Annotated in this window: 23 protein-coding genes; 10 read left to right on the top strand and 13 right to left on the bottom strand. The window is 69.7% G+C overall.

Annotation, left to right across the window (positions count from 1 at the left end; genetic code table 11):
- Positions 1-131 precede the first annotated feature (131 nt).
- Positions 132-1343 carry an acyltransferase family protein gene (locus LQ566_RS05935; protein WP_231090683.1) on the top strand — a complete coding sequence of 404 codons (1212 nt, stop codon included), beginning with the start codon at positions 132-134 and terminating at the stop codon, positions 1341-1343.
- Between the two features lie 323 nt (positions 1344-1666).
- Here the strand turns inward: LQ566_RS05935 and LQ566_RS17635 are convergent, their stop codons facing one another.
- The 4 genes from LQ566_RS17635 to LQ566_RS05955 form a co-directional block, all read right to left on the bottom strand.
- Positions 1667-3292: a LuxR C-terminal-related transcriptional regulator gene (locus LQ566_RS17635; RefSeq protein ID WP_308070562.1), complete on the bottom strand. Its 1626-nt coding sequence runs from the start codon at positions 3290-3292 to the stop codon at positions 1667-1669.
- 68 nt (positions 3293-3360) lie between these two features.
- Positions 3361-4317, bottom strand: a complete 957-nt coding sequence (pheA, locus tag LQ566_RS05945) for a prephenate dehydratase (protein WP_231090684.1) — start codon at positions 4315-4317, stop codon at positions 3361-3363.
- Between the two features lie 40 nt (positions 4318-4357).
- Entirely contained in the window at positions 4358-5479 is a 1122-nt protein-coding gene (locus LQ566_RS05950) for a Dyp-type peroxidase (RefSeq protein ID WP_231090685.1), read from the bottom strand.
- Complete coding sequence (locus LQ566_RS05955; protein ID WP_231090686.1) at positions 5476-6786, bottom strand: right-handed parallel beta-helix repeat-containing protein; 1311 nt, start codon at positions 6784-6786, stop codon at positions 5476-5478. The genes LQ566_RS05950 and LQ566_RS05955 overlap by 4 nt, the downstream gene beginning before the upstream one ends.
- Positions 6787-7028: 242 nt before the next feature.
- Between LQ566_RS05955 and pgm the strand changes: the two genes are divergently transcribed.
- Together pgm and LQ566_RS05965 are read left to right on the top strand one after the other, a co-directional pair.
- Entirely contained in the window at positions 7029-8669 is a 1641-nt protein-coding gene (gene pgm, locus LQ566_RS05960; RefSeq protein WP_231090687.1) for a phosphoglucomutase (alpha-D-glucose-1,6-bisphosphate-dependent), read from the top strand.
- On the top strand, positions 8666-9115 hold the full coding sequence (locus LQ566_RS05965) for an NUDIX hydrolase (RefSeq protein ID WP_231090688.1): 450 nt from the start codon (positions 8666-8668) through the stop codon (positions 9113-9115). Before pgm ends, LQ566_RS05965 begins: the two co-directional genes overlap by 4 nt.
- A gap of 17 nt (positions 9116-9132) precedes the next feature.
- On the opposite strand, the gene LQ566_RS05970 is transcribed toward LQ566_RS05965, so the two are convergent.
- From LQ566_RS05970 to LQ566_RS05995, 6 genes are read right to left on the bottom strand one after another with little or no spacing between them, the layout of a single operon-like run.
- Positions 9133-9705 carry a hypothetical protein gene (locus LQ566_RS05970; RefSeq protein ID WP_231090689.1) on the bottom strand — a complete coding sequence of 191 codons (573 nt, stop codon included), beginning with the start codon at positions 9703-9705 and terminating at the stop codon, positions 9133-9135.
- A gap of 44 nt (positions 9706-9749) precedes the next feature.
- Positions 9750-10862: a glycerate kinase gene (locus tag LQ566_RS05975; RefSeq protein ID WP_231090690.1), complete on the bottom strand. Its 1113-nt coding sequence runs from the start codon at positions 10860-10862 to the stop codon at positions 9750-9752.
- A complete protein-coding gene (locus tag LQ566_RS05980; RefSeq protein WP_231090691.1) occupies positions 10859-11908 on the bottom strand; it encodes a LacI family DNA-binding transcriptional regulator in 1050 nt (349 codons plus the stop codon). The genes LQ566_RS05975 and LQ566_RS05980 overlap by 4 nt, the downstream gene beginning before the upstream one ends.
- On the bottom strand, positions 11905-12780 hold the full coding sequence (locus LQ566_RS05985) for a sugar phosphate isomerase/epimerase family protein (protein ID WP_231090692.1): 876 nt from the start codon (positions 12778-12780) through the stop codon (positions 11905-11907). The genes LQ566_RS05980 and LQ566_RS05985 overlap by 4 nt, the downstream gene beginning before the upstream one ends.
- Positions 12777-13979, bottom strand: coding sequence for a dihydrodipicolinate synthase family protein (locus LQ566_RS05990; RefSeq protein ID WP_231090693.1), 1203 nt, complete (start codon positions 13977-13979; stop codon positions 12777-12779). Before LQ566_RS05990 ends, LQ566_RS05985 begins: the two co-directional genes overlap by 4 nt.
- Positions 13980-13983: 4 nt before the next feature.
- Entirely contained in the window at positions 13984-15177 is a 1194-nt protein-coding gene (locus LQ566_RS05995; protein ID WP_231090694.1) for a Gfo/Idh/MocA family protein, read from the bottom strand.
- 237 nt (positions 15178-15414) lie between these two features.
- Here LQ566_RS05995 and LQ566_RS06000 point away from each other — a divergent pair, with 237 nt between their 5' ends.
- Genes LQ566_RS06000 through LQ566_RS06030 form a run of 7 tightly spaced genes read left to right on the top strand, consistent with a single transcriptional unit; the run spans position 15415 to position 23723 of the window.
- Positions 15415-16200, top strand: a complete 786-nt coding sequence (locus tag LQ566_RS06000) for a DUF624 domain-containing protein (RefSeq protein WP_231090695.1) — start codon at positions 15415-15417, stop codon at positions 16198-16200.
- 37 nt (positions 16201-16237) lie between these two features.
- Positions 16238-17779, top strand: coding sequence for an extracellular solute-binding protein (locus LQ566_RS06005; RefSeq protein ID WP_231090696.1), 1542 nt, complete (start codon positions 16238-16240; stop codon positions 17777-17779).
- 50 nt (positions 17780-17829) lie between these two features.
- The gene (locus tag LQ566_RS06010) at positions 17830-18801 is read left to right on the top strand and encodes an ABC transporter permease (protein ID WP_231090697.1); all 972 of its coding nucleotides are present in this window, start codon (positions 17830-17832) and stop codon (positions 18799-18801) included.
- Complete coding sequence (locus LQ566_RS06015; protein ID WP_231090698.1) at positions 18801-19682, top strand: carbohydrate ABC transporter permease; 882 nt, start codon at positions 18801-18803, stop codon at positions 19680-19682. The genes LQ566_RS06010 and LQ566_RS06015 overlap by 1 nt, the downstream gene beginning before the upstream one ends.
- On the top strand, positions 19679-20332 hold the full coding sequence (locus LQ566_RS06020; RefSeq protein WP_231090699.1) for a DUF1961 family protein: 654 nt from the start codon (positions 19679-19681) through the stop codon (positions 20330-20332). Before LQ566_RS06015 ends, LQ566_RS06020 begins: the two co-directional genes overlap by 4 nt.
- A 33-nt stretch (positions 20333-20365) precedes the next feature.
- Positions 20366-22993: an exo-rhamnogalacturonan lyase family protein gene (locus LQ566_RS06025; protein WP_231090700.1), complete on the top strand. Its 2628-nt coding sequence runs from the start codon at positions 20366-20368 to the stop codon at positions 22991-22993.
- Between the two features lie 52 nt (positions 22994-23045).
- Entirely contained in the window at positions 23046-23723 is a 678-nt protein-coding gene (locus tag LQ566_RS06030; protein WP_231090701.1) for a rhamnogalacturonan acetylesterase, read from the top strand.
- Positions 23724-23788: 65 nt separating this feature from the next.
- Here the strand turns inward: LQ566_RS06030 and LQ566_RS06035 are convergent, their stop codons facing one another.
- From LQ566_RS06035 to LQ566_RS06045, 3 genes are read right to left on the bottom strand one after another with little or no spacing between them, the layout of a single operon-like run.
- Positions 23789-24457 carry a hypothetical protein gene (locus LQ566_RS06035; RefSeq protein WP_231090702.1) on the bottom strand — a complete coding sequence of 223 codons (669 nt, stop codon included), beginning with the start codon at positions 24455-24457 and terminating at the stop codon, positions 23789-23791.
- A complete protein-coding gene (locus LQ566_RS06040) occupies positions 24454-25362 on the bottom strand; it encodes a carbohydrate ABC transporter permease (protein ID WP_231090703.1) in 909 nt (302 codons plus the stop codon). Before LQ566_RS06040 ends, LQ566_RS06035 begins: the two co-directional genes overlap by 4 nt.
- Positions 25359-26357, bottom strand: coding sequence for a carbohydrate ABC transporter permease (locus LQ566_RS06045; protein ID WP_231090704.1), 999 nt, complete (start codon positions 26355-26357; stop codon positions 25359-25361). The genes LQ566_RS06040 and LQ566_RS06045 overlap by 4 nt, the downstream gene beginning before the upstream one ends.
- Positions 26358-26371 lie beyond the last annotated feature (14 nt).

Below are 26371 nucleotides of genomic sequence, written 5' to 3' on the forward strand. Positions count from 1 at the left end.
ACGCCGCCCGTGTGAGCGGCCGCGGGGCTTGTTCCCGCACCGCCTCGAACCTGCCTCGTCGCACCCGGGGAGAGAGAACGAGGCCGGGCGCGGCGGCGAGCTAGACTCCCCCTCGTACGCAGGGGGTGTCGATGACGACTGAGGCAACGACGGGGACGATCACGGCGACGGGTGGCATCACCCGTCCGCCCACGCGCATGCACGCGCTCGACGGACTGCGCGGTCTCGCGGCTGTGGCCGTCGTCATCTGGCACGCGCTGATCTCCACCGACCTCGGCCGGTTCATCTCGATCCAGCTGGACTCCGCGACCGCCACCACGGCGGAACGGGCGGAGCCGTTCTCGGTGGCGTGGTGGGTGTGGGACACGCCCCTCCGGCTGGCGAGCATGGGAACGAACGCGGTCACGATCTTCTTCGTCCTCAGCGGATTCGTCCTGGTGCTCCCGCTGCTACGCGGCAGATCCATGAATCTGTGGAGCTATTACCCGCGCCGCTTCCTCCGCCTCTGGATCCCGTCGGCGGCGTCGGTACTCTTCGCTGCAGCCCTCGTGGTCCTGACCCTCGGCGTGCCCCGCGGCGGGGAGAGCGCGTGGGTGCGGGCATCGACGATCGACCGGCTCAGCATCGGAGACGTGATCTCGAACCTCTTCCTCATCACCGGCCGCGCTTCACTCAACAACCCGCTGTGGTCACTGAAATGGGAACTGCTCTTCTCCCTCCTCCTGCCTCTCGCCTTCCTTTTGGTGCTCCGCGTGGACCGTCATTGGTCGCTGTGGGCCACGGTTGCGCTGTGCGCGGTGCTGAGCGGCCTCGGCGGCTGGTTCCTGGTGCCGGCCCTGCAGTTCGGTCCGATGTTCGTGGCTGGCGCCGCCGTCGCGAAGCTCTACCGCACCCGCATCGTGAAGCCCGCTCCCTGGCGGTCATGGGTGGCCACCGGCGCGGGTCTCGCGCTCATCGCCGTGCCGGATGCGGCGCGCACGTTCGGCGGGCTCGCTCTCACCGACCGAGCATCCCTGGCGCTCAGCGCCAGCGTCGTCCTCGGCGCAGCGCTCCTGGTCTTCGGGCTGAGCGTGCCGTCACGTCTCACCACGTTCGTCGGCATCCCGCCGCTGCGCTTCCTCGGCCGGATCTCGTTCGGGCTCTACCTCGTCCACGTGCCCATCATCGTCGCGGGCGCCCTTCTCCTGCCCGATGGGACCACGGCGCTCTGGTTGACGCTGCCCGCGTCGTTCATCGTCGCGTGCCTGTTCACGATCTGGGTGGACGAGCCGGCCACGCGCCTCGCGCACCGGGTCGGCACATCAGCGGCTTCCGCGGTGGCGACCGCGTCCTCGAGGGTCTGAGCTCAGACGACGAAGAGCGGCGGATGCGAGGCATCCGCCGCTCGATCGCAGTGGTCGATCTCCCGATCTGGAAGAGACGGGCGGCGGGGGGTGCCGAGCCGTCGATCGGGCGCACGCCGTGGGGCCGTGCAATGAGGACGCTCGCGAGGGGGGCGCGAGCGGCCTCATCACTGTCTCGATCGGCGTCGTCAGGGACGAACGCTCTTCGTGATCCCAGTCAACAACCCCATGCGGGTGCATGGAAGGGTGGGCGGGGAAGACTACCCGCCCGGCCTACCCGCTCCCCTCGCCGGCGCGAGCGGACAGCCGTCCGCGCCACCCGCTCACCCGGCGTGGACCGAACGGGAGGGAGGATCGGCCACGCCCAGCGCCGCCGCCTCGTCCCGGCTGGCGACACCCAGACGTTTGAGGATGTTCGCCACGTGGAACTTCACGGTGTTCGGTGAGATGAACAGCTGGGCGGCGATCTGCGCGTTCGTGCGGCCCTGCTGCAAGAGCGCCAGCACCTCGCGCTCGCGCTCGGTGAGTTCCACCCGTCGGGCGGCGCCGGTCACCGCGCTGCGCTCCGGAAGCACGTCGGCGAGCTGAGGCCGATCGACCGACCGCGCGAGTTCGCGCAGCGCCTGCACGTCGGCGTCCGGCAGGAGCAGTGCCCAGGCACTCCGCCCCGTCCCGGGGACCTGTTCCGCCACCCGGGCGAGCTCCGAAAGCGCGGCGGCCTGATTGCCCAGCCGGAGGTGAGCGGCGGCGCGGACCACGGCGTAGAGCCCCGTCGCTCGCACAGAGCGGGGGCGGTCGTCCTCCCGCAGCGCGGCGGTCAGATCGCCCGAACCGGAGACGAGTGCCGCGTGGCTGCGCAGCACGTCCGACAGGTAGGGATCGGCCTGCAGGCCGGGAGCGCGCAGCAGAGGCCCGATATCGCCGCCGCGCATGGCCTCCGCCAGCGCCAGCAGCGTCGTCCGCCAGCCGCGATCGGGCCCCGTGACGGTGCGGGCCGCATCGGGAAGTGCCTGCAGCACCCCGATGGCGGCCTCGGGTCGCCCCAGGGCCAGGAGCGTGGCTGCATGAGCGGTCCCCAGCGGTGAGATGAGCACCGAGGGGCTCGTGGACGCCACGGCGTGCATGGTGATGTGCAGCGCCCGCTCGGGATCGATGAGGTCCAGGGCTGCCCAGATGCGCGCGGCCTGCACCAGCGCCCACCACGGATCACGACCGACCGCCGATCCGAGTTCCTGACGGTTCGGATCCAGCGCAGGTCGCGTGTAGGCGGCCACGAGCGACTGATCGCCGACGATCGTCCCCGCGATCGCGAGCCCCCAGTCGGCCTGCATGAGAGCCGGCTCGCGAGGGTCGGCCACCTGCGCCCGCACCCACGACCACAGCCGCACGGCGCGCAGGTACTGCTCCGAGAACATGTACACCATGGCGAGGTCGCTCGCCGCGACGGCGAACTCGGGCAGCTCCCGCGAGCCCACCCCCGGTTCGATCGAGAGGACGAGCTCCGCCCCGCGTGCCGCGATGCGCAGCGCACCGTCCTCGTCCCCGATCAGATGCATCGCGAACGCCGCGAAGGAGAGATTGCGTGCCCGCTGCGCCGCCGACGCCGGGTGCTCCGCGAGGAGGCGACGGGCGGCGTCACGCAGCGGACGATCAAGGGCGTCCACGGACCCGGTCGCCTCGGCGCGGGCGGTGGCGACGGTGAGCAGGATTCCGGGATGGGCCGGATCGCTGAGGGAGGCGACGCCCGACTCCACCGGCACCGCACCCAGCGCCTCGTGCAGCTGCAGACCCCGGGTCACGATCTCGCTGATGGCGGTGCGCCGGGCAAGCCGGTCCGCCTCCTCCGCGTGGCCCTGCCGGATGGCGGTGACGAAGCCCGCGATGAACGAGTCCACCGACGCGTCGCGCACCCGTGACTGCGAACGCCACCCGTCGTCGTCCCCCGTCATGCCGACCACCTTAGCCGCAGCGCCACGGGCGCGCATCGCTGATTCGGTCGACTCCCGGCGACCCGGGATCACTCTTCCGGTTCGCCGCTGAGAATGCCGCGCAACCAGTCTCGTGCCTCGACGAAGAGCTCGTCCGCATAGCGGTCCGAATAGTGCACCACCTGCCGGTCCGCACGGGGATAGGAGCCGAGGAACACCACGCGCGGGCTGAATCTGCGCACGCCCATCAGCGCGTCGGCCATGCGCTCATCCTGTACGTGACCGTCGGCGTCGATGATGAAGCGATAGCGGCCCAGGGTGTCGCCGATCGGACGGGACTGGATCAGGCCGAGGTTGATGCCACGCGTGGAGAACTGCTCCAGCAGCTCCAGCAGACCACCGGGCCGGTCATCGGAGAGCTCGGCGATCACCGTGGTCTTGTCGGCGCCGGTGGGGGGCACCGGTGCCACCACACGGGAGACGAGCACGAAGCGCGTGACGGCATTCGCGTTGTCGCCGATGTTCTCGGCCAGCACCTCGACGTCGTAGTGCTCGGTGATGTTCGGCGGAGCGATCGCCGCCTCCACCGTGAGTGAACCGTCGAGCAGACCGATGGTGCTGGCCACGTTGCTCGCGGCCGGGACGTGCGAATGGGTGGGGAGGTTCTCCTGAAGCCAGATGTGGCACTGCGCGTAGGCGACGGGGTGGGCGGCGATACGGTCCACGTCGGCTAGCGCCGTGCCGCGCGGCGCGACCAGCACGAACGACACCGGCACCAGGTACTCCCCCACGATGCGAAGACCCGGGATGGTGGCCAGGGCGTCCTGCGTGGTGGTGACGCCGCCGTCGACGGAGTTCTCGATCGCGATCATCGCCGCATCGCTGCGGCCGCTGGTCACGTCGGCGAGGGCCTCGCCGACGTTGTGCACCGGACGCCAGATCTGACCGCGCGCCTCCGGAACCTGGGCGAGGGCGGCCTCGGTGAACGTCCCCGCCGGGCCCAGATAGCTGTAGGTACGGCGTTCGGCATCCGACGGCAGTGACATGAGTGTCAGCCTAGTTCCTGCCCGTGCCGCACACGGACGGTCAGCCGATGGCGGGGTCCGGAACGAAGAACACCCCGCCGGCATCCGTGTAGGTGTGCGAGATGAGTCCGTCCTGCTCGTCGAGGCGGCGCTGGGTCATGATGAACGTCGCGGGGTCGTTGAAGAACGCGAGGAACAGCAGCCCCGCCCCCGGAGCATCGCCGAGAGCATAGCTGCGGCGGAGCATGAGCGGGCGGCCTATGTTGCTGGGGTGCGCGCGCCGTGCGTGCGCGGCCGTCGGCGTGAGCAGACGACCCGTCTCGGACTTCGCGAACAGATCGACCTCCGCCATGCCGTCGCCGCCGGAGAGCGGAGACCCGGTGTCCCGGCGGCGGCCGATGGCCTCCTCCTGCTCCGGCACCGCCAGGCCGGTGAAGGTCGACTCGATGTGCATCCGTCTCACGACCGCATACGTGTCGCGTCCCGAGCCCGTCCACACCCCCGCGTCCAGCAGGTCCGCCGTCCGCGGGTTGATGATCCCGTCCACGAACCCGATCGGCGTGCGGGTCGTCCCCGCCGGTGTCGGCGCATCGCGCGAGCCGTTGCTGCGCCAGAGCACCGTGGCCTGCGGGGTCGCGGCGAGGATCGCCCTCATCCGGTCGGCGACGGCTGCCGCCGTCTCCGCAGAGACCTCAACCAGGAGGTCCCCGGCGGCGAGGAACGGCGCCCGGTCATTGCGGAAAGCGGGAAGCGGCTCGGCATGCGCCACCCGCTCCGGCCAGACCGCGGCTGCGAGCGCGGGAGCGACGCCCACCAGAACCGTCAGCTCCCCCGCGTCCGGGGTGACCTCGCTCGTGGCGGTGTGAATCGCCTCGACAGCGGTGCGGACGTCCGCCGGCGTGGTCGACGCGAGGGTGAGCACCGCAACCGTGAGGTGCCGCGGGGGCACCTCGGGCCAGGTGGCTCCGGGCAGGCGGTGGGCCTCGGCCAGCGCGCGCTGTTGCGTACTGCTGGTGGTGCTGGCCGCCGGCTCCGGGGCGGCAGCCGATCCCTCGCCCATCCGCCCGAGCGCGAAGCCGGCTGCCCCGGTCACGGCGGCAGCGCCGATTCCCGCGAAGAGCGACCGGCGACCGATCTTCCGCGTGGTGCCGTCGCCCGGCTCCATGGTCGTGCCTTCGCTCATGCGGCGGGATCTGCGAGCAGATCGGCAGCAGGCACGCTCACGGTGCTGACGTCCGGCAGGTCCACCGCATCCGGCAGCGTGCGCGGGGTCTCATCGACGCTGTCCAGACCGGGACGTTCGGGCGTCGTCGCCACCTTCGCGAAGCTGATGCCGGCGGGGGCGACCGGCTGGGCCCAGGCGGCCGGGGCGATCCCGTCGCTGCAGCGCGCCGTGGCGAGCGCGGGCGGTTCGCTTCGTGCACCGACAGGCAGCTGGAAGCAGTTCTGTGATCCGGCATGCTCGGCGCTGGGTGCGAACACCACGGCCAGCGCCGAGTCGTCCCAGACGTTGTCCGTGACGCTCGTGCCCGACGGGGCGAAGTCGTCCGAGGAGTTCACCCAGACACCCGCGTTCGGGTTGCCGGTGATGAGGTTGGCACGCACCACGGCGTCCACCGTTCCGGACAGGCCGACGCCCACGCCGAAGGCACCGGTCGCCTGCTCGGGCGTCTGCGACTCGTCGTTGTCGGTGATCACGTTTCCGGCGATCCGGACGCCCCGGGTCGGACCGTGCGCCTCGAGGTAGTTGGAGAGGATGGTGAGGCCGATGCGGTTGCGCGTGATGCGGTTCCCGGTGATGACGACGTTCGACGCGTTGGCGAGTTCGATGCCCACCGCGTTGAGGGTGACGACGTTTCCCGAGACCTCGGCGTTGCAGTCCTCGCACTGGCCGACGTAGATCCCCGAGTCCGATCCGCCGCTCGCGAGGTTCGAGCGGATCACTCCCCCGGTGCGGTTGAACGCGTAGATGCCATACAGGCCGTTGTTCTGCGCGGTGACGGACTGCACCAGATACCCGGCGACGGGGTCGGCCACGTTTCCCGGGAGATAGCCGTCCGGCCCCCGCGCGACGCCCGCACCGTTCTCATCGGTGACCCCGGTGATCAGGACGCCGTTCTGCACGAAATTGCGCACCGTGAGGTTCTCGACGCTGACGCGCGCTCCGGTCATCACCACGCCGTTGCTGCGGGTGAACTCGCCGTCCAGGATCACGCCGTTGCGGTCGGTGCCACGCACGGTCACATCATCGGCGCGCACCTCGAGCGAGGAATGGTACGTGCCGGGTTCGATCATGATGATCCCGCCGGCGGCGACACGGCTTCCGGCATCGGCGAGCTCGGCGTCATTCGTCACGGTGACGACGTCCTGGGTATCGGCCGGTGCACTCGTCGCGGATCCCTCGGGCGCACCCGGCGAGCACGCCGTGATCGCGCCGAGCACACCGACGGCCGCCATGATCGACACGGCCCAGCGGACAGGGCTGCGCATGCTTCTCCTCCTCATGCCCCGGGGGGAGGGCTCGTGGAACGTCGGCCGTGTCGGAGCGGCTTGGTTCCACCGTAGTGGGTGTTGCACTCACACGCTCGCGAGATCGCGCCGTGGAGCCGCCGCCGTCCGGGAATCGAGACCGCCCGTGCGGCGGTGGATCGGCGGGGCTTCCGGCTGTCTTTCAGCCGTGTACTGCGGTAATCGAGCATGCGTGTTCGGCCCGTTCGGTGCAGACTGAGGGCATGACTCGCGCAGGACAGCCCGCCGAACCCGCAGACCTCATCGACGTCGATGCGCTGATCGCGGCGTACTACGACCGACGACCCGACCCGAATGTGCCGGCCCAGCGCGTCGCTTTCGGCACCAGCGGCCACCGCGGATCCTCGTTCTCGACGAGCTTCAATGAGGACCACATCCTCGCCACCACGCAGGCGATCGTGGACTACCGTGCAGCGCAGGGCATCGCCGGCCCGCTGTTCCTCGGTCGCGACACCCACGGCCTCTCGCTTCCGGCCGAACGCACGGCCCTGGAGGTCCTGGTCGCGAACGGCGTGGACGTGCGACAGGATTCGCGGGAGTCGTGGGTCCCCACGCCCGCGCTGAGCCACGCCATCCTCACCTACAACCACGGTCGCGACGAGGCCGATCCCGGCCGCGCGGACGGCATCGTGGTCACTCCGTCGCACAACCCGCCCACCGACGGCGGGTTCAAGTACAACCCGCCGCACGGCGGCCCCGCCGACACCGACGCCACCGGCTGGATCGCCGACAGGGCCAACCGGCTGATCGCCGCGGGGCTGGAGGGCGTGAAGCGCGTTCGCTTCGCCGACATCGACGGCTCGACCGTGGGCACCTACGACTTCCGCGAGGCCTACGTGCGCGACCTCGCGAACATCCTCGATCTCGACGCGATCCGCGAGGCGGGCGTGCGCATCGGCGCCGACCCGCTCGGCGGGGCATCGGTCGAGTACTGGGCGCTCATCGCCGAGATGCACGACCTGGACATCACGGTGGTCAATCCCGACGTCGACCCCACCTGGCGCTTCATGACGCTGGACTGGGATGAGAAGATCCGGATGGACCCGTCGTCGCCGTCGGCGATGGCCTCCCTCGTCGCGAAGCGGGATCAGTTCGACGTGCTGACCGGAAACGATGCGGACGCCGACCGTCACGGCATCGTCACCCCGGACGCGGGTCTCATGAACCCGAACCACTACCTCGCCGTCGCCATCGCCTACCTCTACTCGCACCGCCCGGGCTGGCGCGAGGATGCCGCCATCGGCAAGACGCTGGTGTCGTCGATGATGATCGACCGCGTAGCGGAGTCCCTCGGGCGCCGTCTGCTGGAGGTCCCGGTGGGCTTCAAGTGGTTCGTCCCGGGTCTGCTCGACGGATCCGTGGCGTTCGGCGGCGAGGAATCGGCCGGCGCCTCCTTCCTGCGCGCGGACGGATCCGTGTGGACCACCGATAAGGACGGCATCCTGCTGGCGCTGCTCGCGGCGGAGATCATCGCCGTCATGAAGCGCACGCCCTCGCAGCTGTACGCGGACATCGAGGCGCAGTTCGGCGCCTCGTCGTACCAGCGCGTGGATGCCCCCGCGACGCCCGAGCAGAAGGCGGCACTCGGCCGGCTGAGCCCCGATGCGGTCGCCGCCACCACGCTGGCCGGTGAGGAGATCGTCGCCAAGCTGTCCCACGCCCCCGGAAACGGCGCGGCCATCGGTGGTCTCAAGGTGCAGACCGAGCACGCGTGGTTCGCGGCGCGTCCGTCGGGGACCGAGGACGTCTACAAGCTGTACGCCGAGTCGCTGCGCGGCGAGGATCACCTGCGTCAGGTGCAGGAAGAGGCTCGTGCGGTGGTCTCGGAGGCGCTCGGCGAATGAGCGCCGAGCATCATCTGGAGTTCTACGAGTACGAGACGCGACTGGCGGCGTACGCGGTCATCATCGATGAGCGCGGCATGCTGCTCAGCTGGTTCAACCACCCCAAGCGAGCGGGATGGTCGCTTCCCGGCGGCGGCGTGGACTTCGAGGAGACCGTGGAGCAGGGACTCGTCCGCGAAATCTACGAGGAGACCGGATACCACGCCGAGATCACGGGGCTGCTCACCGTCACGAGCAGCACGTGGCCGACCGGCGATCGGGGGCGGCCCTTCAAGGCGGTTCGCGTGATCTTCTCGGCCCGCGTGGTCGGCGGAGAGCTCGGCACGATCGAGGTGGGCGGCTCTACGGATCACGCCGACTGGCTTCCGCTCGCCGAGGTGGAGGCGGCCGTGCCACCCACCTCCACCGTCCGCGCCGGACTCGACGCCTGGCGCGCCGCCGGCTGACCCCGCCGCGCCCGGGCTCATCGCGACACGAGCAGCCAGATCACGACGATCACCGGAACGATCACCGCTGCCCAGAGCATCGCACCGAGAATCCGTTCGGCCCACGATGACGCCCCCGGATGGCGGCGGGCGGCGGTACCCGGAGCGAGGGGCTCGGAGTCGACGGTGATCGGCACCGCACGGGCGCCCAGCTGGGCGACCAGACCGGCGTTGCGTGCGGTGATGCCGATCACGCCACCGGCGCGCGTGCGGATCACGAGACGGCGCACCGAGCTGGCCGTCCGCGCCGGAAGCAGCAGGGACTCGATCACGACCACCTCCTCGATGTCCGCGAGAGCGACCGCCCGACGAGGGCGCAGAGCCGATCGGACCACCAGCACATGACGCTCGATCGAGGCGTCCACGAACCGGGCGACGAGCGCAGCGCCGACCAGCAGAGCGGTGCCCGACAGCACCGCGATGACCGCGAGCGTGACCGTCGTGCCCGGGTGTGAACCGGATCCGCCGACGATCAGGGCCAGCCACACGACGGAGGTCAGCAGCGCGGTCGCGGCACCCCCCACGAAGACACGGGCGGCGATGACGGACACCCTGCCATTCTGCTAGGTGCGCGCGGAAACCCGGGGAAGCCGCGTCAGAATCGCGACGCCGCGCACGCGGCGGCCTCGCGAAGCCAGCGCCGCGGGTCTGCGAGCGAGGCCTCCGGCGAGCCGGCGAGTTCGGTGAGCGACAGCGCCGCGGCGAACGCCGACGTGTCGGCATCCGGCGTGATCCGCCCGGCGATCAGAACGGTCGCAGCGCTCGACAACGACGCCACGTGCGCGGGGACCTTGCCCGCCGCGGACTGGGCATCGTAGGAGCCCTCCCCCGTGATGACGACGTCCGCTGCGGCGCTCGCCGCGGGAAGCCCGATCAGATCAGCCACGGCAGCGGCACCGGGAACCAGATCGGCACCCCAGACCCTCAGCGCGAACCCGGTGCCTCCGGCTGCGCCGGCGCCAGGGGCGGTGATCAGCTCATCGGCGGCTCCCGCCGCCACGATCAGCGCCTGTGCCCAGCGGGACAGGACATCGTCCACCTCCCCGATCCGTTCCGCCGGGATGCCCTTCTGCGGGCCGAAGACCGCCGCGGCACCGTGCGGCCCCGTCAGCGGGTTCGTGACGTCGGAGAGCACCAGCACTCCGCGGGCGGGAGCGGCCCGGAGAGCCGACAGATCGACCGAGGCCAGCGATGCCAGCCCGTCGGGAGAGGGCGCGACCTCGCGCCCTCCGGCATCGAGCAGCCGGGCCCCGAGCGCGCGCAGCAGCCCCGCACCGCCATCGGTGGAGGCGCTGGAGCCGATCCCCAGCACCAGCCGCTCCGCTCCGGCATCCAGCGCCGCGGCGATCGCCTGGCCGAAGCCGCCCGTGTGAGCGGTGAAGGGCGCGCGTGCGGACCCCAGCTGCTCGATCCCACAGCAGACGCCGAGTTCCACGACCGCGGTGCCGTCGGGCAGGAGCGCCCATGGTGCGTCGCGCTCACGGCCATCCGCACCGGTGACCCGGGTCGTGCGCGGCGAAGCATCGTGCGCGGCGAGGAAGGCGTCCAGCGTGCCCTCACCGCCGTCCGCCATCGGGCGGAGCACCATCTCATCCTCCCCGCGAACCGACCTCCAGCCTGCCGAGATCACCCGCGCCGCTTCGGCCGCCGATAGCGATCCTTTGAAACTGTCCGGGCAGATCACGACCCGCCGCCGCGTGCCCGTCATGCTCGCCGAGGCGTCGAATCGCGCGGGATCACGGTGAGCTCCACGGCATCTCCGGGACCCGGCCAGTCCTCGGCCACCGCGGCGTGCAGTGCCTGGTAGCCGATCTCATCCAGGGGCACCCGAACCGTGGTGAGCGCGGGGGTCACGTCGGAGCTGGTGGGAATGTCATCGAAGCCGCAGACAGCGATGTCGGAGCCCACGGCGCGGCCGGCGTCGCGGATGGCGCGCATCGCGCCGATGGCCACGACGTCCGAGATCCCGAACACCAGGGTGCCGGGCTCCACCCCTTCCGCCAGCGCCCGCGCCATGAGGTCGATCCCGCCCTGACGGGAGAAGGATCCCCGCAGCACGCGCGGCTCCTCTCCGCCGCCCGCGGTGAAGCCCTCGGCGAAGCCCGCGATGCGGTCGTCGGAGGTGCGAAGCCCCTCCGCGGCGGCGAGCACGATGGCGCGCCGGTACCCGAGCGCGCTCATGTGTTCGGCGAGAGCGGCGGCACCCGCACGGTTGTCCACGGCCAGCCAGCGCACGTCGCCGTCGCCGCGTCCGAGCGCCACCGCGCGCGTCCCGCTAGCCGACAGCGCCGACAGCTCACCGCTCAGCCCGGCGGCGTCGTGGTCGAGGTCGCGCGAGGCGGCCAGGATCAATCCCCGGGGACGCTGACCGCGCAGGGCACGGATCACGCGCACTTCGCGGGCCGGGTCGCGCTCGGTGATGGCGATGGTGACCACGAGCCCGGCTTCGTCCGCACCGCGAGCGACCCCGGCAGCGATCTGGCCGAAGTAGGGGTCCGCGATGTCGGCCACCAGCAGCGCGACGATGGCGCTGGTGCCGCGGGCGGTCGCCTGCGCCGAGAGGTTCGGCGTATACCCGAGCCGGTCCGCTGCCGCCTGGACGCGCTCGCGGTACGCGTCCGCCACGCGGCGAGTGGACCCGTTCAGCACGCGCGATGCCGTGGCCAGCGACACTCCCGCGGCCTGCGCGACATCGTGCAGGGTCGCCGCGGCGCGCGCGGAGGACAGGTCGGGCGCCATCGGGATCTCGCTCACCCCACGGAGTCTACGGGGGCCGCCAGGTGCGGGGACACCGTTTTCCGGAAGCTCTCCGCGGTACGCGACACGACGTTCGCTGGCGCGTCGTCCCACACCTCCTGGTTGAAGATCTCCACCTCGATGTCGCGGTCGTACCCGGTGTCCATCACCGCGCGGGTAAGTGAGGCGAAATCGATCACGCCCTCACCCGGGTAGTGCCGGCTGAGCAGGACGTCCGCCGGCAGCGGAGTGCGCCAGTCGCACACCTGGTAGGTGGCGATCCGACGTTCGCGGCCCGCCCGAGCGATGGAGTCCAGCACCTGCGGATCCCACCAGATGTGGAACGTGTCGACGGTGACGCCCACCACGTCCGGATCGAAGTCCGACGCGATGTCCAGCGCCTCGGCGAGAGTGGTGACCACGCAGCGATCGGAGGCGAACATCGGGTGCAGCGGCTCGATCGCCAGCGTCACCCCGGCCGCGCGTGCGTCATCCGCCAGCGCCCCGATGCCGTCGCGCACGCGCTCCCGGGCGCCGACGATGTCACGCGACCCCTCTGGAAGACCGCCGGCCACCAGCACCAGTACGGGCGCGGAGCCTGCAGCGCCCGCGGATGCCAGCACCGCGGTCTCCTCGATGGCGCGGCGGTTGTCATCGAGCACCGCAGCGCGATCTCCCGCGGTGAAGAACCCCGAGCGGCAGTATGTCGACACGCGGAGCCCGGAATCGGCGATCATCTTCGCCGCTGTGTCGAGCCCGACCTCCGCCACGGGCTCGCGCCACGGCCCGATCGCCTCGATGCCGGCTTCGGCGGTGACGCGCAGGGCCGTGGCCAGATCCGCGTACTTGATCGTCCCCTGGTTGACGGACAGCCGTGCGGGTGCGTTCATGCCTCGACTCCGTTGACCCGCAGCAGCGCATGCCAGCGGTCGGCGGCGAGCTCGGGTCGCTCCAGGGCACGGGACGCGTTCGCCAGGCGGACGATTTCCGACAGGTGCGGAAGGCTCCGGGCGGCGTGGAGCCCCCCGACCATCTGGAACGCGCGCTGGTGGCCGTTCAGCCAGGACAGGAACGCCACCCCGGTCTTGTAGTAGAACGTGGGCGCGGCGAACACCTGGCGGCTGAGCGCCTCGGTGGGTTCCAGGATCTCGAGATAGCGATCGGGCTCGTCGGCATCCAGCGCCTGGATGGCGGCCGAGGCCACCGGCGTGAGCGCCGCGAACGCGCCGAGCAGCGCATCCGAGTGCTGACGTTCGGAGCCCGGCTCGCGCGCGGGCTGCGCGGCGGCGGGAACGTCGGCGCCGCCGATCAGCCCGACGTAGTTGAAGTCATCGCCGGTGAACATGCGAACGCCCTCGGGCAGTTGCTCGCGCACCGCCACCTCGCTCTCCGCGTCCAGCAGGCTCATCTTCACGCCGACCACCTTGTCGGGCGCCTCCGCGATGATCTCCAGCAGTACACGGGACGCCTCGCGCCAGTCCGTGGAGCCGAAGTACCCCTCCAGCTGCGGATCGAACGCGGTGCCCAGCCAGTGCAGGACCACCGGGGTCTGCGCCGATGCCAGCACCGCGCGGTAGACACGGCGGTAGTCCTGCGCGGACGAGGCCGCACGGGCGAGGTGACGGCTGGCCATCAGCACCGGGCCCGCCCCCTGCTCCTCGGTGAAGGCGAGCTGGCTCTTGTAGGCGTCGATCACGGCGTCCAGGCCGATGTGCTCGTCGTCCACGTGATCGGTGTTGACGCCGACGACCACCGACCCGCCCTCCTCGCGCGCCACCTCGGCGCTGCGGGTGATGAGCTCCCGGGTGGCGGCCGCGTCCAGGCCCATGTTGCGCTGCGCGGTGTCCATCGCGTCGGCGACGCCGAGGCCCCAGCCGTAGACGTGCCGGCGGAACGCGAGTGTCTCATCCCAGTCGATCTCGGCGGGGCGGCCGGGAGTGTTGTCGCCCGCGGTCTTGGGCACCACGTGCGCTGCCGCATACGCCACGCGCGAGCGCAACGGTGTGGTGGGACGGGCGTACCCGGCGTGGTCGTCCAGCGGCACCGTGGAGGTGGCACCGGATGAGTCGAGGAGCGTCAGATCAGTCATCGGATCAGCCCAGCGTGAGCTCGTCGAGGGCGATACGGCGACCCTCCCGGCTGGAGGCGAGGCCGGCCTCGGCCAGCTGCACCCCGCGCGCGCCGGCCAGCAGGTCGAACGGGTAGCGGGTGCCCTCGGCGAACGAGATGAGGAACTCCTCCCACTGCTGACGGAAGCCATTGAGGAACACGTCGTTGGTGGGGACGACAGCCCAGTCGGCGTCATAGTCGTGCTCATCGGCGAGGTCCGGGTTCCACACCGGCTTGGGCGTGGCGTTGCGCGACTGGATCTTGGCGCCGAACAGGCCGACCACCGCGGAGCCCAGCGTGCCGTCGATGTGGAACTCCACCAGCTCGTCGCGGTTCACGCGGGTGGTCCAGCTGGAGTTGATCTGGGCGACGGCGCCCCCGGCCAGCTCGAAGATGCCGTACGCGGCGTCATCGGCGGTGGCCTCGTAGGGCTCCCCCGCCTCGTCCCACCGGCGCGGGATGTGCGTCTTCGCCTGCGCGTACACAGTCTCCACCCGGCCGAACAGGTTCTCCAGCACGTAGCTCCAGTGCGGGAACATGTCGACGATGATCCCGCCGCCGTCCTCGGCACGGTAGTTCCAGCTCGGGCGCTGCGCCCGCTGCCAGTCCCCCTCGAACACCCAGTACCCGAACTCGCCGCGCACCGACAGCACCTCACCGAAGAACCCGGAATCGATCAGCCGCTTCAGCTTCTGCAGGCCCGGCAGGTACAGCTTGTCGTGCACGACCCCGGTCTTCACACCCGCCTCCGAGGCCAGCCGGGCGAGTTCCAGAGCCTCCTCCAGCGACTCCGCGGTGGGCTTCTCCGTGTAGATCGCCTTGCCCGCGGCGATCGCCTTGCGCAGCGCCGCAGCGCGGGCCTGCGTGACCAGGAAGTCGGCGTAGATCTCATTGCGCTCGTCGGCCAGTGCCGCATCGAGATCGGTGGTGTAGTCGGCGATGCCGTGACGCTCGGCCAGCTCCGCGAGCTTCGCCTCGCTGCGGCCCACGAGCACGGGGCGCACGGTGAGACGGGAGCCGTCGGCGAGCTCCACGCCTCCGGCGTCGCGGATGGCGAGGATGGAGCGCACGAGGTGCTGGCGATATCCCATCCGCCCCGAAACGCCGTTCATGATGATGCCGACCTCACGCACGGCGGGGCGGGGGGCTGTGGTCGTCTCTGACACGTGTATCTCCATATCGAACGGCGAAGTTCCGGCTTCCGCATCGCTCAGCGGTAAGCGCTTTCCGGCTATCGTGGCACGGGCCGTGCGTCGGCGCAAGTCTCGATGGGAAAGCGCTACCCGGATTCATCGGCCCGCGATTGACACGATTCAAAATGCCAGGTACGTTCGCCGGGAAAGCGTATTCCTACGCCGAGCCGCGCGACGCGACGTCGCTTGCGCGGCGCGCAGACGACGATCGATGGAGACGGCATGAGCGGTGACGGCGGCTCTGTGGGCTGGGCGCTTCGCCTTCACGCTGCGTGCGAATGGATCTGGTTCACCGCCCTGATCAACCTGCTGTGGGTCACGTTCACGGTGGCCGGGCTCATCGTGCTGGGCGCGGCGCCCGCCACGGTCACCGCAGCCGCCCTGACACGGCGTCGTCTGCGCGGCGACCGCGTGCGCGTCGTCCGCGAGTTCTCCCGTGGCTGGCTGACGGAGTTCACCGCGGCGAACGTCGTCGTCGGGCCCGCTCAGGTGGCCACGGCGCTGCTCCTGCTCGGAACCACCACCCAGATGCTCGGCTCCGCACCGGCGCCCGTCGTCATCGCCACCGGGTTCGGCTTCGTGTTCGCGTTCCTGCTCACCGCGGTGCTCGCCACCCTGTATGTGAACTACGACCTCCCCCGCAGCCGCTATCTCCTCGTCGCCTCGCGCTGGCTGCTCGCGAACCTCATCCACGGGGTGCTGCTGGCCGTGGCAGCCCTGGCGATCGTGGTCGCATCGTTCTTCCTGCCCGGCCTGATTCCCGTCTTCGCTGTCGGCGCCTGGCTCGTCGTGTCCACGGCGCTCTGCCTCGGCTTCTTCGCCGCGAACGATCGTCGTGTGGCCGAGCAGGACTCCGCCCCCTCACCGCAGGAGCACGGCAGCTCCTCCACCACGCCGGTGTCCCCGCCCGCCAGCTCATCCGCCCCGCTCTCCGCCACGGCTGCGCGAGCGCCTCGGGCGCACGCCGGCGTGGAGCCTCACCTGTCCCATCCCGCATCGGCTCGCTGACGACAGCGGACCGAATCACCCCAGAAGGAACAACACGATGAACCGCAGAATCCTCACCGGAATCGGGCTCGCCACCGTCGGCGCGCTCGCCCTGGCCGGCTGCTCGGCCGGGCAGGACTCCTCGTCCTCCGAGTCCGCAGAGCTCACGTCGCTGTCGATCATGGCGCCGTTTCTCACCACCAACGCCCCGGCCGCGGACAGCGACGTCCAGCAGGCGCTGGAGAAGGTGATCGGCGTGGACCTGGACGTCAACTGGGTCCCCAACGCGTCGTACGAGGACAAGACCAACATCACGCTGGCGGGAGACAGCATCCCGCAGGTCATGGTGATCCAGGGCAAGACCCCGGGGTTCGTGAAGAACGCCCAGGCCGGTGCGTTCTGGGAGCTCACCGACTACCTCGACGACTACCCGAACCTGAAGACCAACCTCCCCGCCGTGCAGGCTGCGTCGTCGATCAACGGCAAGGTCTATGGCGTCTTCCGCGCCCGCGACGCCATGCGCGCGGCCGTGATCATCCGCAAGGACTGGCTCAACAACCTCGGCCTCGAGGCGCCGAAGAGCATCGATGATCTGTACGAGATCGCGAAGGCGTTCACGGAGAACGACCCGGACGGCAATGGCCAGAAGGACACCTACGGCCTGATCATCCCGAAGTGGCCGGGCTCGATCGGCAGCAACAGCCCGTACGACGCCATCGAGGTGTGGTCGGGTGCCGGGAACCTGTGGAAGGACGTCGACGGCACGCTGGAACCGTCCTTTGCGCAGCCGGAGTGGCTGAACGCGGTGAAGTTCGAGAAGAAGCTGGTGAGCGAGGGTCTCGTCAACCCCGACTACGCCACGTTCGACTCCGCCAAGTGGAACGAGCCGTTCCTCAACGGGAAGGGCGGCATCATCATCGACGTGCATTCGCGCGCCGGCGTGATCACCAGCCTCCTCAAGGAGAGCAACCCCGACGACTACGAGAACTTCGTGACCGTCACCGGCAACCTCACGAACTCGGACGGCGAGCTCAACGCCATGCCCACGGCCGGCTACAGCGGCTTCCTCGCCATCCCCAAGGCGCAGGTGCGCACCGAGGAGCAGCTTCGCGCAGTGCTGGGCGTTCTCAATGAGATGAACTCCCCGGAGGCGGGCAAGATCATCAACAACGGCATCGAGGGCGTGACCTACACGGTCGAGGACGGCCTCGCCGTGGCCGTGGACGGGGCCTCTCAAGTCGACAAGGACACCGTCCTCAGCTTCGCCCAGCTCGGCACGAACGTGAACGGCTTCCAGGGGTACCTGCCCAAGCAGCCCACCGAGTTCGAGCAGCAGATGTACGACGAGCGTCTGAAGATCCAGGACAGCGACCTCGAACACGCCGTCTACAACCCCGCGGCCCCGTACGTCTCCGCGACTTACACCGCACAGGGCGCTCAGCTGGACACCATCATCTCCGACGCCCGCATCCAGTTCCTCGCCGGCCAGATCGATGAGAAGGGGCTCGAGGACGCCATCGCGCGCTGGCGCTCCAGCGGCGGCGACGCGGTCGCCTCCGAGATCAACGAGCTCTACCAGGCCGACGCCTCGAAGAAGTGACGACGTGCGGGGCGGTCACCGGCCGCCCCGCACCGAGGAAAGGACGAGCGATGACAGTCGTCGACGATCAGAACCTCGCCGTGACGGAGGCACTCGTGGTGCCCCCGGGGCGGCGTCGCCGTGGCGTACGCGTGCATTTCACCCAGTTCAAGTGGCTCTATCTGCTCCTGATCCCGGGCGTCATCTACTTCGCCACCTTCCGCTACGGCCCGATGTACGGCGCCGTCATCGCCTTCAAGGACTACGTGCCGTTCCTCGGCATCAACGACAGCGCGTGGGTGGGTTTCCGGCACTTCGAGGCCTTCTTCCAGAGCCCCGACTTCGCCCGGCTGCTTGCCAACACGCTGATCCTCGCGGCCCTCAGCCTGTTCATCTGCTTCCCGCTCACGATCATCGTGGCGCTGCTACTGAACGAACTGCGCGTCACGATCGTCAAGCGCACGGTGCAGACCCTGGTGTACATCCCGCACTTCCTCTCGTGGACCGTCGTGGCCTCGCTGACCTACCTGCTGTTCGCGCTCGACCTCGGCCCGCTGTTCCACCTGATCAACGGGATGCTCGGGACCGACATCGACTTCCTCACCGACCCCGGCTGGTTCCGTCCGCTGATCGTGCTGCAGGACATCTGGAAGAACACCGGGTGGGGCACGATCATCTTCCTCGCCGCGCTGGCGACGGTGGATCAGGAGCAGTACGAGGCCGCCATCATCGACGGTGCCGGCCGCTTCCAGCGGGTGTGGCACATCACGCTCCCCTCGATCATGCCGACCGTCATCGTCATGCTCATCCTGCGCATGGGCGACGTGCTCAACACCGGGTTCGAGCAGATCTACCTCATGACCAACGCCCTCAACCGTCAGGTGGCCGACGTGTTCGACACCTACGTGTACTTCATGGGCATCACGCAGGGCTCGTACAGCTACTCGACGGCCGTCGGCCTGTTCAAGGCCATCGTGGGCGTCGTGCTCATCTTCGGCGCGAACTGGCTGGCCAAGCGCTTCAACCAGAACGGGGTCTTCTGATGGCTCGCGAACGCTACCGCTTCAACACACCCGCCGGACGCGTCTTCGACGTCGTCAATGTGGTCTTCCTCACGGCGCTCGGCATCGTGGCGCTCATCCCGTTCGTCTATGTCATCGCCGGCTCGTTCGCCACGGAGTCCGAGCTCACCACGCGCTCGTTCTTCCTGTGGCCCGAGACGTTCAGTCTGAAGGCCTACGAGTCGATCCTCACCTCGCCGGCGTTCCTGCGGGCCATCATCACGACGGTGCTGGTGACCGCGGTCGGAACGGCCATCCAGCTGCTGCTCACGGCGGCGATGGCCTACCCGTTGTCGAAGGGGAACCTTCCCGGTGGTCGCGTGATCATGGGTCTCGTCGTGGTCACGCTCGTCTTCAGCGGCGGGATGATCCCCACCTTCCTCGTCGTGAAGGACCTCGGGCTGCTCAACACCTACTGGGCCCTCATCCTCCCCGCGGCCATCAACCCGTTCAGCCTGATCATCATCAAGAACTTCTTCCAGCAGCTGCCGGCGGAGCTGGAGGAGTCGGCGAAGATCGACGGCGCCAACGAGGTCCAGACCCTCTGGCGCATCATCCTGCCGCTGTCGACACCGGTGCTCGCCACGTTCGCGCTGTTCTACGCGGTGGGGATCTGGAACGATTTCATGTCTCCGCTGCTGTACCTCAACGACTCGTCGATGTGGACACTGCAGATGTTCCTGCGTCAGGTGACGGTCGCGACCGACCTCTCGATGGTGCAGGGTGACATGACCGAGCTGCCCCCGGCACAGGGCATCAAGTTCGCCGTGATCGTGGTGGCGACGCTGCCGATCCTCATCTTCTATCCGTTCCTGCAGAAGCACTTCGCCAAGGGCATGCTGATCGGCGGTGTGAAGGGATGAGCGCGAGTTCCCTCCTGTATGCGAACCCGCTGACGGGTGCGTCGTCGATGTCCGACTGGATCGGTGAGGGTCCGGTGCGCTGCGCGGACGCCGGCGGTGCGGTGCGCCTGTCGTCGGCGGGCGGCGACGATGATCACTTCACGGTGTGGTGCCCGGAGGTCTTCCCGGATCGCATCCGCGTGAGCTGGGAGTTCTCGCCCGTGCGCGAACCGGGACTCGCGATGCTCTTCTTCGGTGCTGCCGCTCGTGACGGCGGCAGTATCTTCGACCCGCAGCTGCAACCCCGCACCGGCGCCTACCCGCAGTACCACTCCGGCGACCTGCACACCCTGCACGTGTCGTACTTCCGGCGTCGCTGGGAGGACGAGCGGGCCTTCCACACCTGCAACCTGCGCAAGTCTCCCGGCTTCCACCTCGTCGCGCAGGGAGCCGACCCGTTGCCGCCCGTGGTCGATGCGCGCGGGGCGTTCTACCGCGTCGAGGTGGTCAAGGACGGTGCCGACGTCAGCTTCGCCGTGGACGGACTCCCCCTCTTCTCCTGGCACGACGACGAAACCGCCGGTCCGCGCGTGCGCACCGGCCGCATCGGCTTCCGGCAGATGGCACCACTCGTCGCTGACTACCGCAATCTCAAGGTGCACGCCCTCTGAGGCGCGCCCTCCCGTTCCCCCACGGAGGTCACCATGTCCACTGACGACACCGTCGTCATCCCGCTGCGCTGGCTCGACGGCGAGGCACCGGCCGGTGCGGCCGGCGTCACGTGGGGCGCACCCCTCCCCCGGGGCGTGCTCACCGACCCGGCACGCCTGCGGGTGCGGGAGGTGGCGGGCGAGCAGCGCCCGGCTCAGTTCTGGCCGCTCGCCGCCTGGCCGGACGGATCGCTCAAGTGGGTGGGGTGTGCGATCGGTGCCACGACGGCCCCCGGAGAACATGAGATCGTCATCGTGCCGGAAGCGGTCGTGTCCGAAGGTCCCGTTCGGGTCCACGACGATCCGGTGCGCGTGAGCACCGACGTGCTGGAGGTCACCTTCGGCGAGCCGGGCGGTACGGCGCTGGTGTCCGCCGTTCGCCGCGGCGACACGGTGATCGCCGAGAACCTGACGCTCGTGAGCTCGCGCCAGGACGGCATCGACGAGATCGGTGGCGGGTCCCGCCATGCTGCCGTCTCGGTGGTGGAGGACGTCGTCGTCGAGCAGCGCGGCCCGATCCGGGCCGTGGTGAAGGTCACGGGCCGTCACCGTGAGGAGGGCTCCGGCCGGCAGTGGCTGCCGTTCTGCGTGCGCTTCGTGCTGATGGCCGGCTCCGAGCAGATCCGCGTGGTGCACTCGTTCGTGTGGGACGGCGACGCCGAGCACGACTTCCTCGCCGGACTCGGCATCACCGCGCAGGTCCCGTTGCGCTCGGCCGAACACGACCGTCATGTGCGCATCGCCGGCGCCGACGGCGGACTCTTCTCCGAGGCTGTGCGTGGCATCACGGGGCTCCGCCGCGACCCGGGCGAGCACATCCGGGCGGCTCAGATCCGCGGCGAGGCGCTCCCCGCGCTCTCCGAGTGGAACCCGCAGGTGTCCAACCGGCTGCACCTGATCCCCACGTGGGGCGACTACTCGCTCAGCCAGGCCAACGCGGACGGCTTCCTGCTGCGAAAGCGCACCCGGCCGGGACATGCCTGGATCGATGCCGGGGCCGGCACCCGCAGCGACGGCTACATCTCTCTCACCGACGCCGGCACCGGCGGACTCGGCATCGGCGTACGGTCCTTCTGGCAGTCGTTCCCCGGTCGCCTGGACGTGCGGGATGCCGCAGGCAGCGCCGGCTCCGTCACGGCGTGGTTGCACGCGCCCGACGCCGAGCCGATGGACCTGCGCTTCTATCACGACGGTCTCGGCCAGGAGGATTTCGCCACCCAGCTGGAGGCGCTGGAGATCACCTACGAGGACTACGAGCCGGGCTTCGGCGACGCGCACGGCATCGCCCGCACGCACGAGCTCACTCTCTTCGTCTACGACGCCACACCGCCCGTCGAGCAGGTGGCCGCCGAGGTGGCGGCGCTGCAGAATCCGCCGCTCCTGCAGCCCACCAGCGAGCACCTGCACGCGGTGGGAGTGTTCGGCGACTGGGCCCCGGTGGACCGGTCGACGCCGCTGCGCGCGGAGATCGAGGACTCCATCGACTTCCTCCTCGATTTCTACCTGGGTCAGGTCGACCAGCGCCGCTGGTACGGATTCTGGAACTACGGCGACGTCATGCACGCCTACGATCCGGATCGTCACGTCTGGCGCTATGACGTCGGCGGCTACGCCTGGGACAACAGCGAGCTCTCCCCCGACCTCTGGCTGTGGACGTCCTATCTCCGTACCGGCCGTGCCGATGTGTTCCGTCTCGCCGAGGCCATGACGCGGCACACCGGCGAAGTGGACGTTTATCACGCCGGCCGATGGGCCGGCCTCGGTTCCCGGCACAACGTCCAGCACTGGGGCTGCAGCGCGAAGCAGCTGCGCATCTCCAGCCCGGCCTATCGCCGCTACTTCCACTATCTGACGGCCGATGAGCGTGTCGGGGATCTGCTGGAGGAGCTGCGGCACAGCGACCGTCGATTCCTGGACACCGATCCCACGCGCAAGGTGCGCGAGGACGCTGCCACGTACCGGCCCGACCGCAACGCGCTGGCCGTGGGACTCGGTACCGACTGGGGGGCGCTTGCCGCCACCTGGCTGGCCGACTGGGAGCGCACCGGCAATGAGTGGTCGCGCGACCGGCTGCTGGGCACGATGGCCGACATCGCCGCACTCCCCCAGGGATTCCTCACCGGGGAGGCGCTGTACGACCTGGACACCGGGCGGTTCGACACGACCCGTGATCGCATCGCCGTCTCTCATCTCAGCGCCGTCTTCGGACTCGTCGAGATCGTCAGCGAGCTGATCGATCTGGTCGATGTCCCCGGCTTCCGCGAGGCCTGGCTCCGCTACTGCCGCCTCTACCTGGCGACCCCGGAGGAGCAGACGCGGGCCGTCGGCGCACCGCTGAGCGGAATCCACCTCGAACAGGCGCACAGCCGCCTCACCGCCTACGTCGCCGCTCAGGACGCCGATCCGGAGCAGGCGGCGCGGGCGTGGGCGGCCTTCGAGGGCATCGGCGAGTGGCTGGTGCACAGACGCGACTTCCGCCTGGACCGGATCGAGCCTCCCCACGTGCTGAACCCCGTGGATGAGGCGCCCTCGGTGTCCACCAACGATGCGGCGCAGTACGCTCTGGCGGCGATTCAGAACCTGGCGTTGATCGGTGATCTGCTGCCTGCGGAGGCGGAATGACGGCCTGCACGGCGCTCGGTCTCACTCGCCTCGCGGCGGCGGGGGCAGCCCGATGACCCGGTATCACCTGGCCGGGGATTCCACGGTGGCGCCCGGGAAGCCGCCGGAGCACCCGATGGCGGGGTGGGGCACGTTCCTCGCGGAGCGGCTGGGGTTCGAGGTGTGCAACCACGCCTTCGGCGGGGCCACCACGCAGAGCTTCCTCGACGTGGGCAGCTGGCAGCGCCTGCTCGACGGTGTCAGATCCGGGGACGTGGTGGTGATCCAGTTCGGCCACAACGATCAGAAGGAGGCGGAGCTCGACGCCCGTGGCGGCTTCACGGATCGCCTGCGCGCGATGATCGAGGACGTCCGCGAGTGCGATGCCCGGGCCGTGCTGTGCACACCAGTTGAGCGCCGGTGGTTCGCGGGGAGCCGGGTGGATCCCACGCACGGCGACTACCCGAACGCGGTGCGTGAGCTCGCCCGCAGCACGGGGACGCCGCTCGTCGACCTCACGGCGTTCACCACCTGGCTGTACGAGGACCTCGGAGACCGGGCGTCACGATCACTGCTGTCGCACTATGCCCCGGGTGAATACCCGGGCTGGCCCGACGGGCTGACCGACGACACGCACTTCAGCGTGACCGGTGCGCGCCGCATCGCCGCGTTCGTCGCGCTCTCGCTCCGAGCGATCGCCGGGCTCGACGGCGATCAGCCGGCGAAGGGGCGACGCGGCATCGTCCCGTAGACGCAGGGGCATCCGCGCCGCGGCCGACGAGCCCACCCGCACCGATGCGGCCGTGGGCTCGTCGTTCAGCCGCGGCGCGAGGTGGCGCGACGGGGACGCTCGGGGATCGCGACGAGAGCCAGGATGAGACAGCCCAACGCGGGCAGAAGCAGGGGCACCAGCACCGTGGTGATGAACCCCGTGAAGGTGACCGCCACCGCCGTGTAAACCGCCCCGCCCGGATCGGCCGCCACCGTCGCCGGCAGCCGCCGGAACGTAGCGATCCATCCTGCTTCGGCGGAGAACGACGCGGCGGCCAGCGCGACGACCGTGCCGAGCGCGATGAGCAGCACCCAGCCGGCGACGGCCACCACGCCCCCGCCGGGGACCGACGGTGCCACGAGGATGTCCAGGGTCAGGACGCCGGCCAGGACCAGCGCCGCCGCCCCGATGCCGATGCCGCCTCGGAGGGCGGCGCGGAAATCCGCGAGCAGAAGCCGCATCGACGAGCCCTCCGCCGCGATGAAGCGCCGGAGGTGGGCGGCCCCCGCGGCCACCGCCGCCGGAAGCGTCACCAGCGGGATCGAGAGGGCGAGCACCACGACGCCGACCAGCAGGACCTCCCCCAGCAGCGCGAACTTCGCCGCGGCACCCGGGAAGCGGGCGATCGTTGCACTGCCCGGCAGCGGACCGCTGCCCGAGCGCGCAGCCCGGTCGGCCGCGCGCCGGGCTCGTGTCCCGGCCGGCGCACTCATCCCTTCAGCCCCTGGGTGGCGACGCCGTCGACCAGGAAGCGCTGGAACACGATGAAGAACAGCAGCACCGGCAGCAGTGCGAGCACAGACACCGCAACGGTCGCGCCGTAGTCCGAGGAGCTGGTCTGGTCGTTGAACACGCGCAGCGCGAGCGGCAGCGGGTAGTTGTCGGGCGAGTTGAGGTACAGCAGCGGTCCGAGGAAGTCGTTCCAGCTCCAGATGAAGGCGAAGATCGACGCTGTCACCAGCGCCGGCTTGATCAGCGGGAGAATGATCGAGAAGTAGATGCGCCCGTGCCCTGCGCCGTCGATCCGCGCCGCCTCGTCCATGTCCTTCGGCAGACCGCGGATGAACTGCACCACCAGGAAGACGAAGAACGCATCCGTGGCGAGGAACTTGCCGATCAGAAGGGGGACGAACGTGTCCACCAGCCCGAGCCCGCGAAACAGCATGTACTGCGGAATGATCAGGACGTGAAACGGCAGCAGCAGCGTGCCGATCATGATGGCGAAGAACACACCGCGGCCGCGGAAGTTGATCCGCGAGAACGCGTACCCCGCCAGCGACGCCGAGAAGACCGTGCCGATCACCGCACCGACCGCCAGCAGGAGCGAGTTCAGGAAGAAGCGCCACAGCGGAACGCCGCCCACACCCTCGAACACCGTGAAGAAGTTCTGGATCGTCGGGTTCTGCGGCCAGAAGCTCTGGTTGGCGCCGAACTCGCTGGTGGGCTTGAAGGCGGCCAGCACCATCCAGGCCAGCGGGTAGAGCACCAGGGCGGTGATCGCGATCATCACGATGATCCAGATCACGCTCTGCCAGGTCTTGCGGCTGACGGGTCGCCGTGAAGCGGTCGCCCCCGGGGCGATGCCAGCGTCGCGCAGCCCGATGTTTGTCGTGGTCATCGGTCATCTCCCGCGTAGTGGACCCAGGTGTTGGAACTGCGGAACAGGATGTACGCGAGGATCGCGACGCCGATCAGCAGCACCCACGCCATGGCGGACGCGTAGCCCATCTGGCTGTTGGTGAAGGCACGCGTGTAGAGGTACACCGTGTAGAAGTTGGTGGCGCCGGCAGGTCCGCCGGTCCCGGAGCCGATGATGTAGGCCGAGGCGAACACCTGGAACGAGTTGATCATCTCCAGCAGCAGATTGAAGAAGATCACCGGCGAGAGCATCGGCATGGTCACCGAGGAGAACTTGCGGAACGGACCCGCCCCGTCCATCTCGGCTGCCTCGTAGAGCTCCTGCGGCACCTGCTTGAGACCCGCGAGGAAGATCACCATCGGCGCTCCGAACTGCCACACCGCGAGGAGGATCATCATCGGCAGCACCAGCGCGGGGATGCCCACCCAGCCCCCGATGTCGATGCCGAACAGGCTCAGCGAGCTGTCGACGGGTCCGTCGGTGGAGAACATCGCCCGCCACACGATGGCGATACTGACGCTCGCACCGATGAGCGAGGGCGCGTAGAACGCGGAGCGGAAGAAGCCGCTGCCCTTGTTTCGGAAGTTCAGCAGCATCGCCACGCCGAGCGCCGCCGCGAGCTTGATCGGTGTGCCGACGAGGACGTAGATCAGCGTGATGCGAACGGAGTTCCACCACACGTCGTCGGAGAACATCCGGGTGAAGTTGTCGAACCCGATGAAGCGCGGGGCGCTGAAGATGTCGTAGTTCGTGAACGCGAGATAGAGCGAGAACAGCATCGGCCCCGCCGTCAGGGCGAAGAAGCCGATGAGCCACGGCGACAGGAAGATGTAGCCCGCCGCCGTCTCACGGCGGCGCGCAGCCCGCCCCCGGGTGCTGCGCGTGTCCGGGGCGCTTCCCGCCCGGCCGGTGGCCGGACGGGAAGCGGGTGCGGACGGGACGCGCCGGGTGGGCGTCGAGACCGATTGCGTCATGATGCTCGGGCCTC

The sequence above is a fragment of the Microbacterium nymphoidis genome (assembly GCF_021044885.1).
Classification (GTDB): domain Bacteria; phylum Actinomycetota; class Actinomycetes; order Actinomycetales; family Microbacteriaceae; genus Microbacterium; species Microbacterium nymphoidis.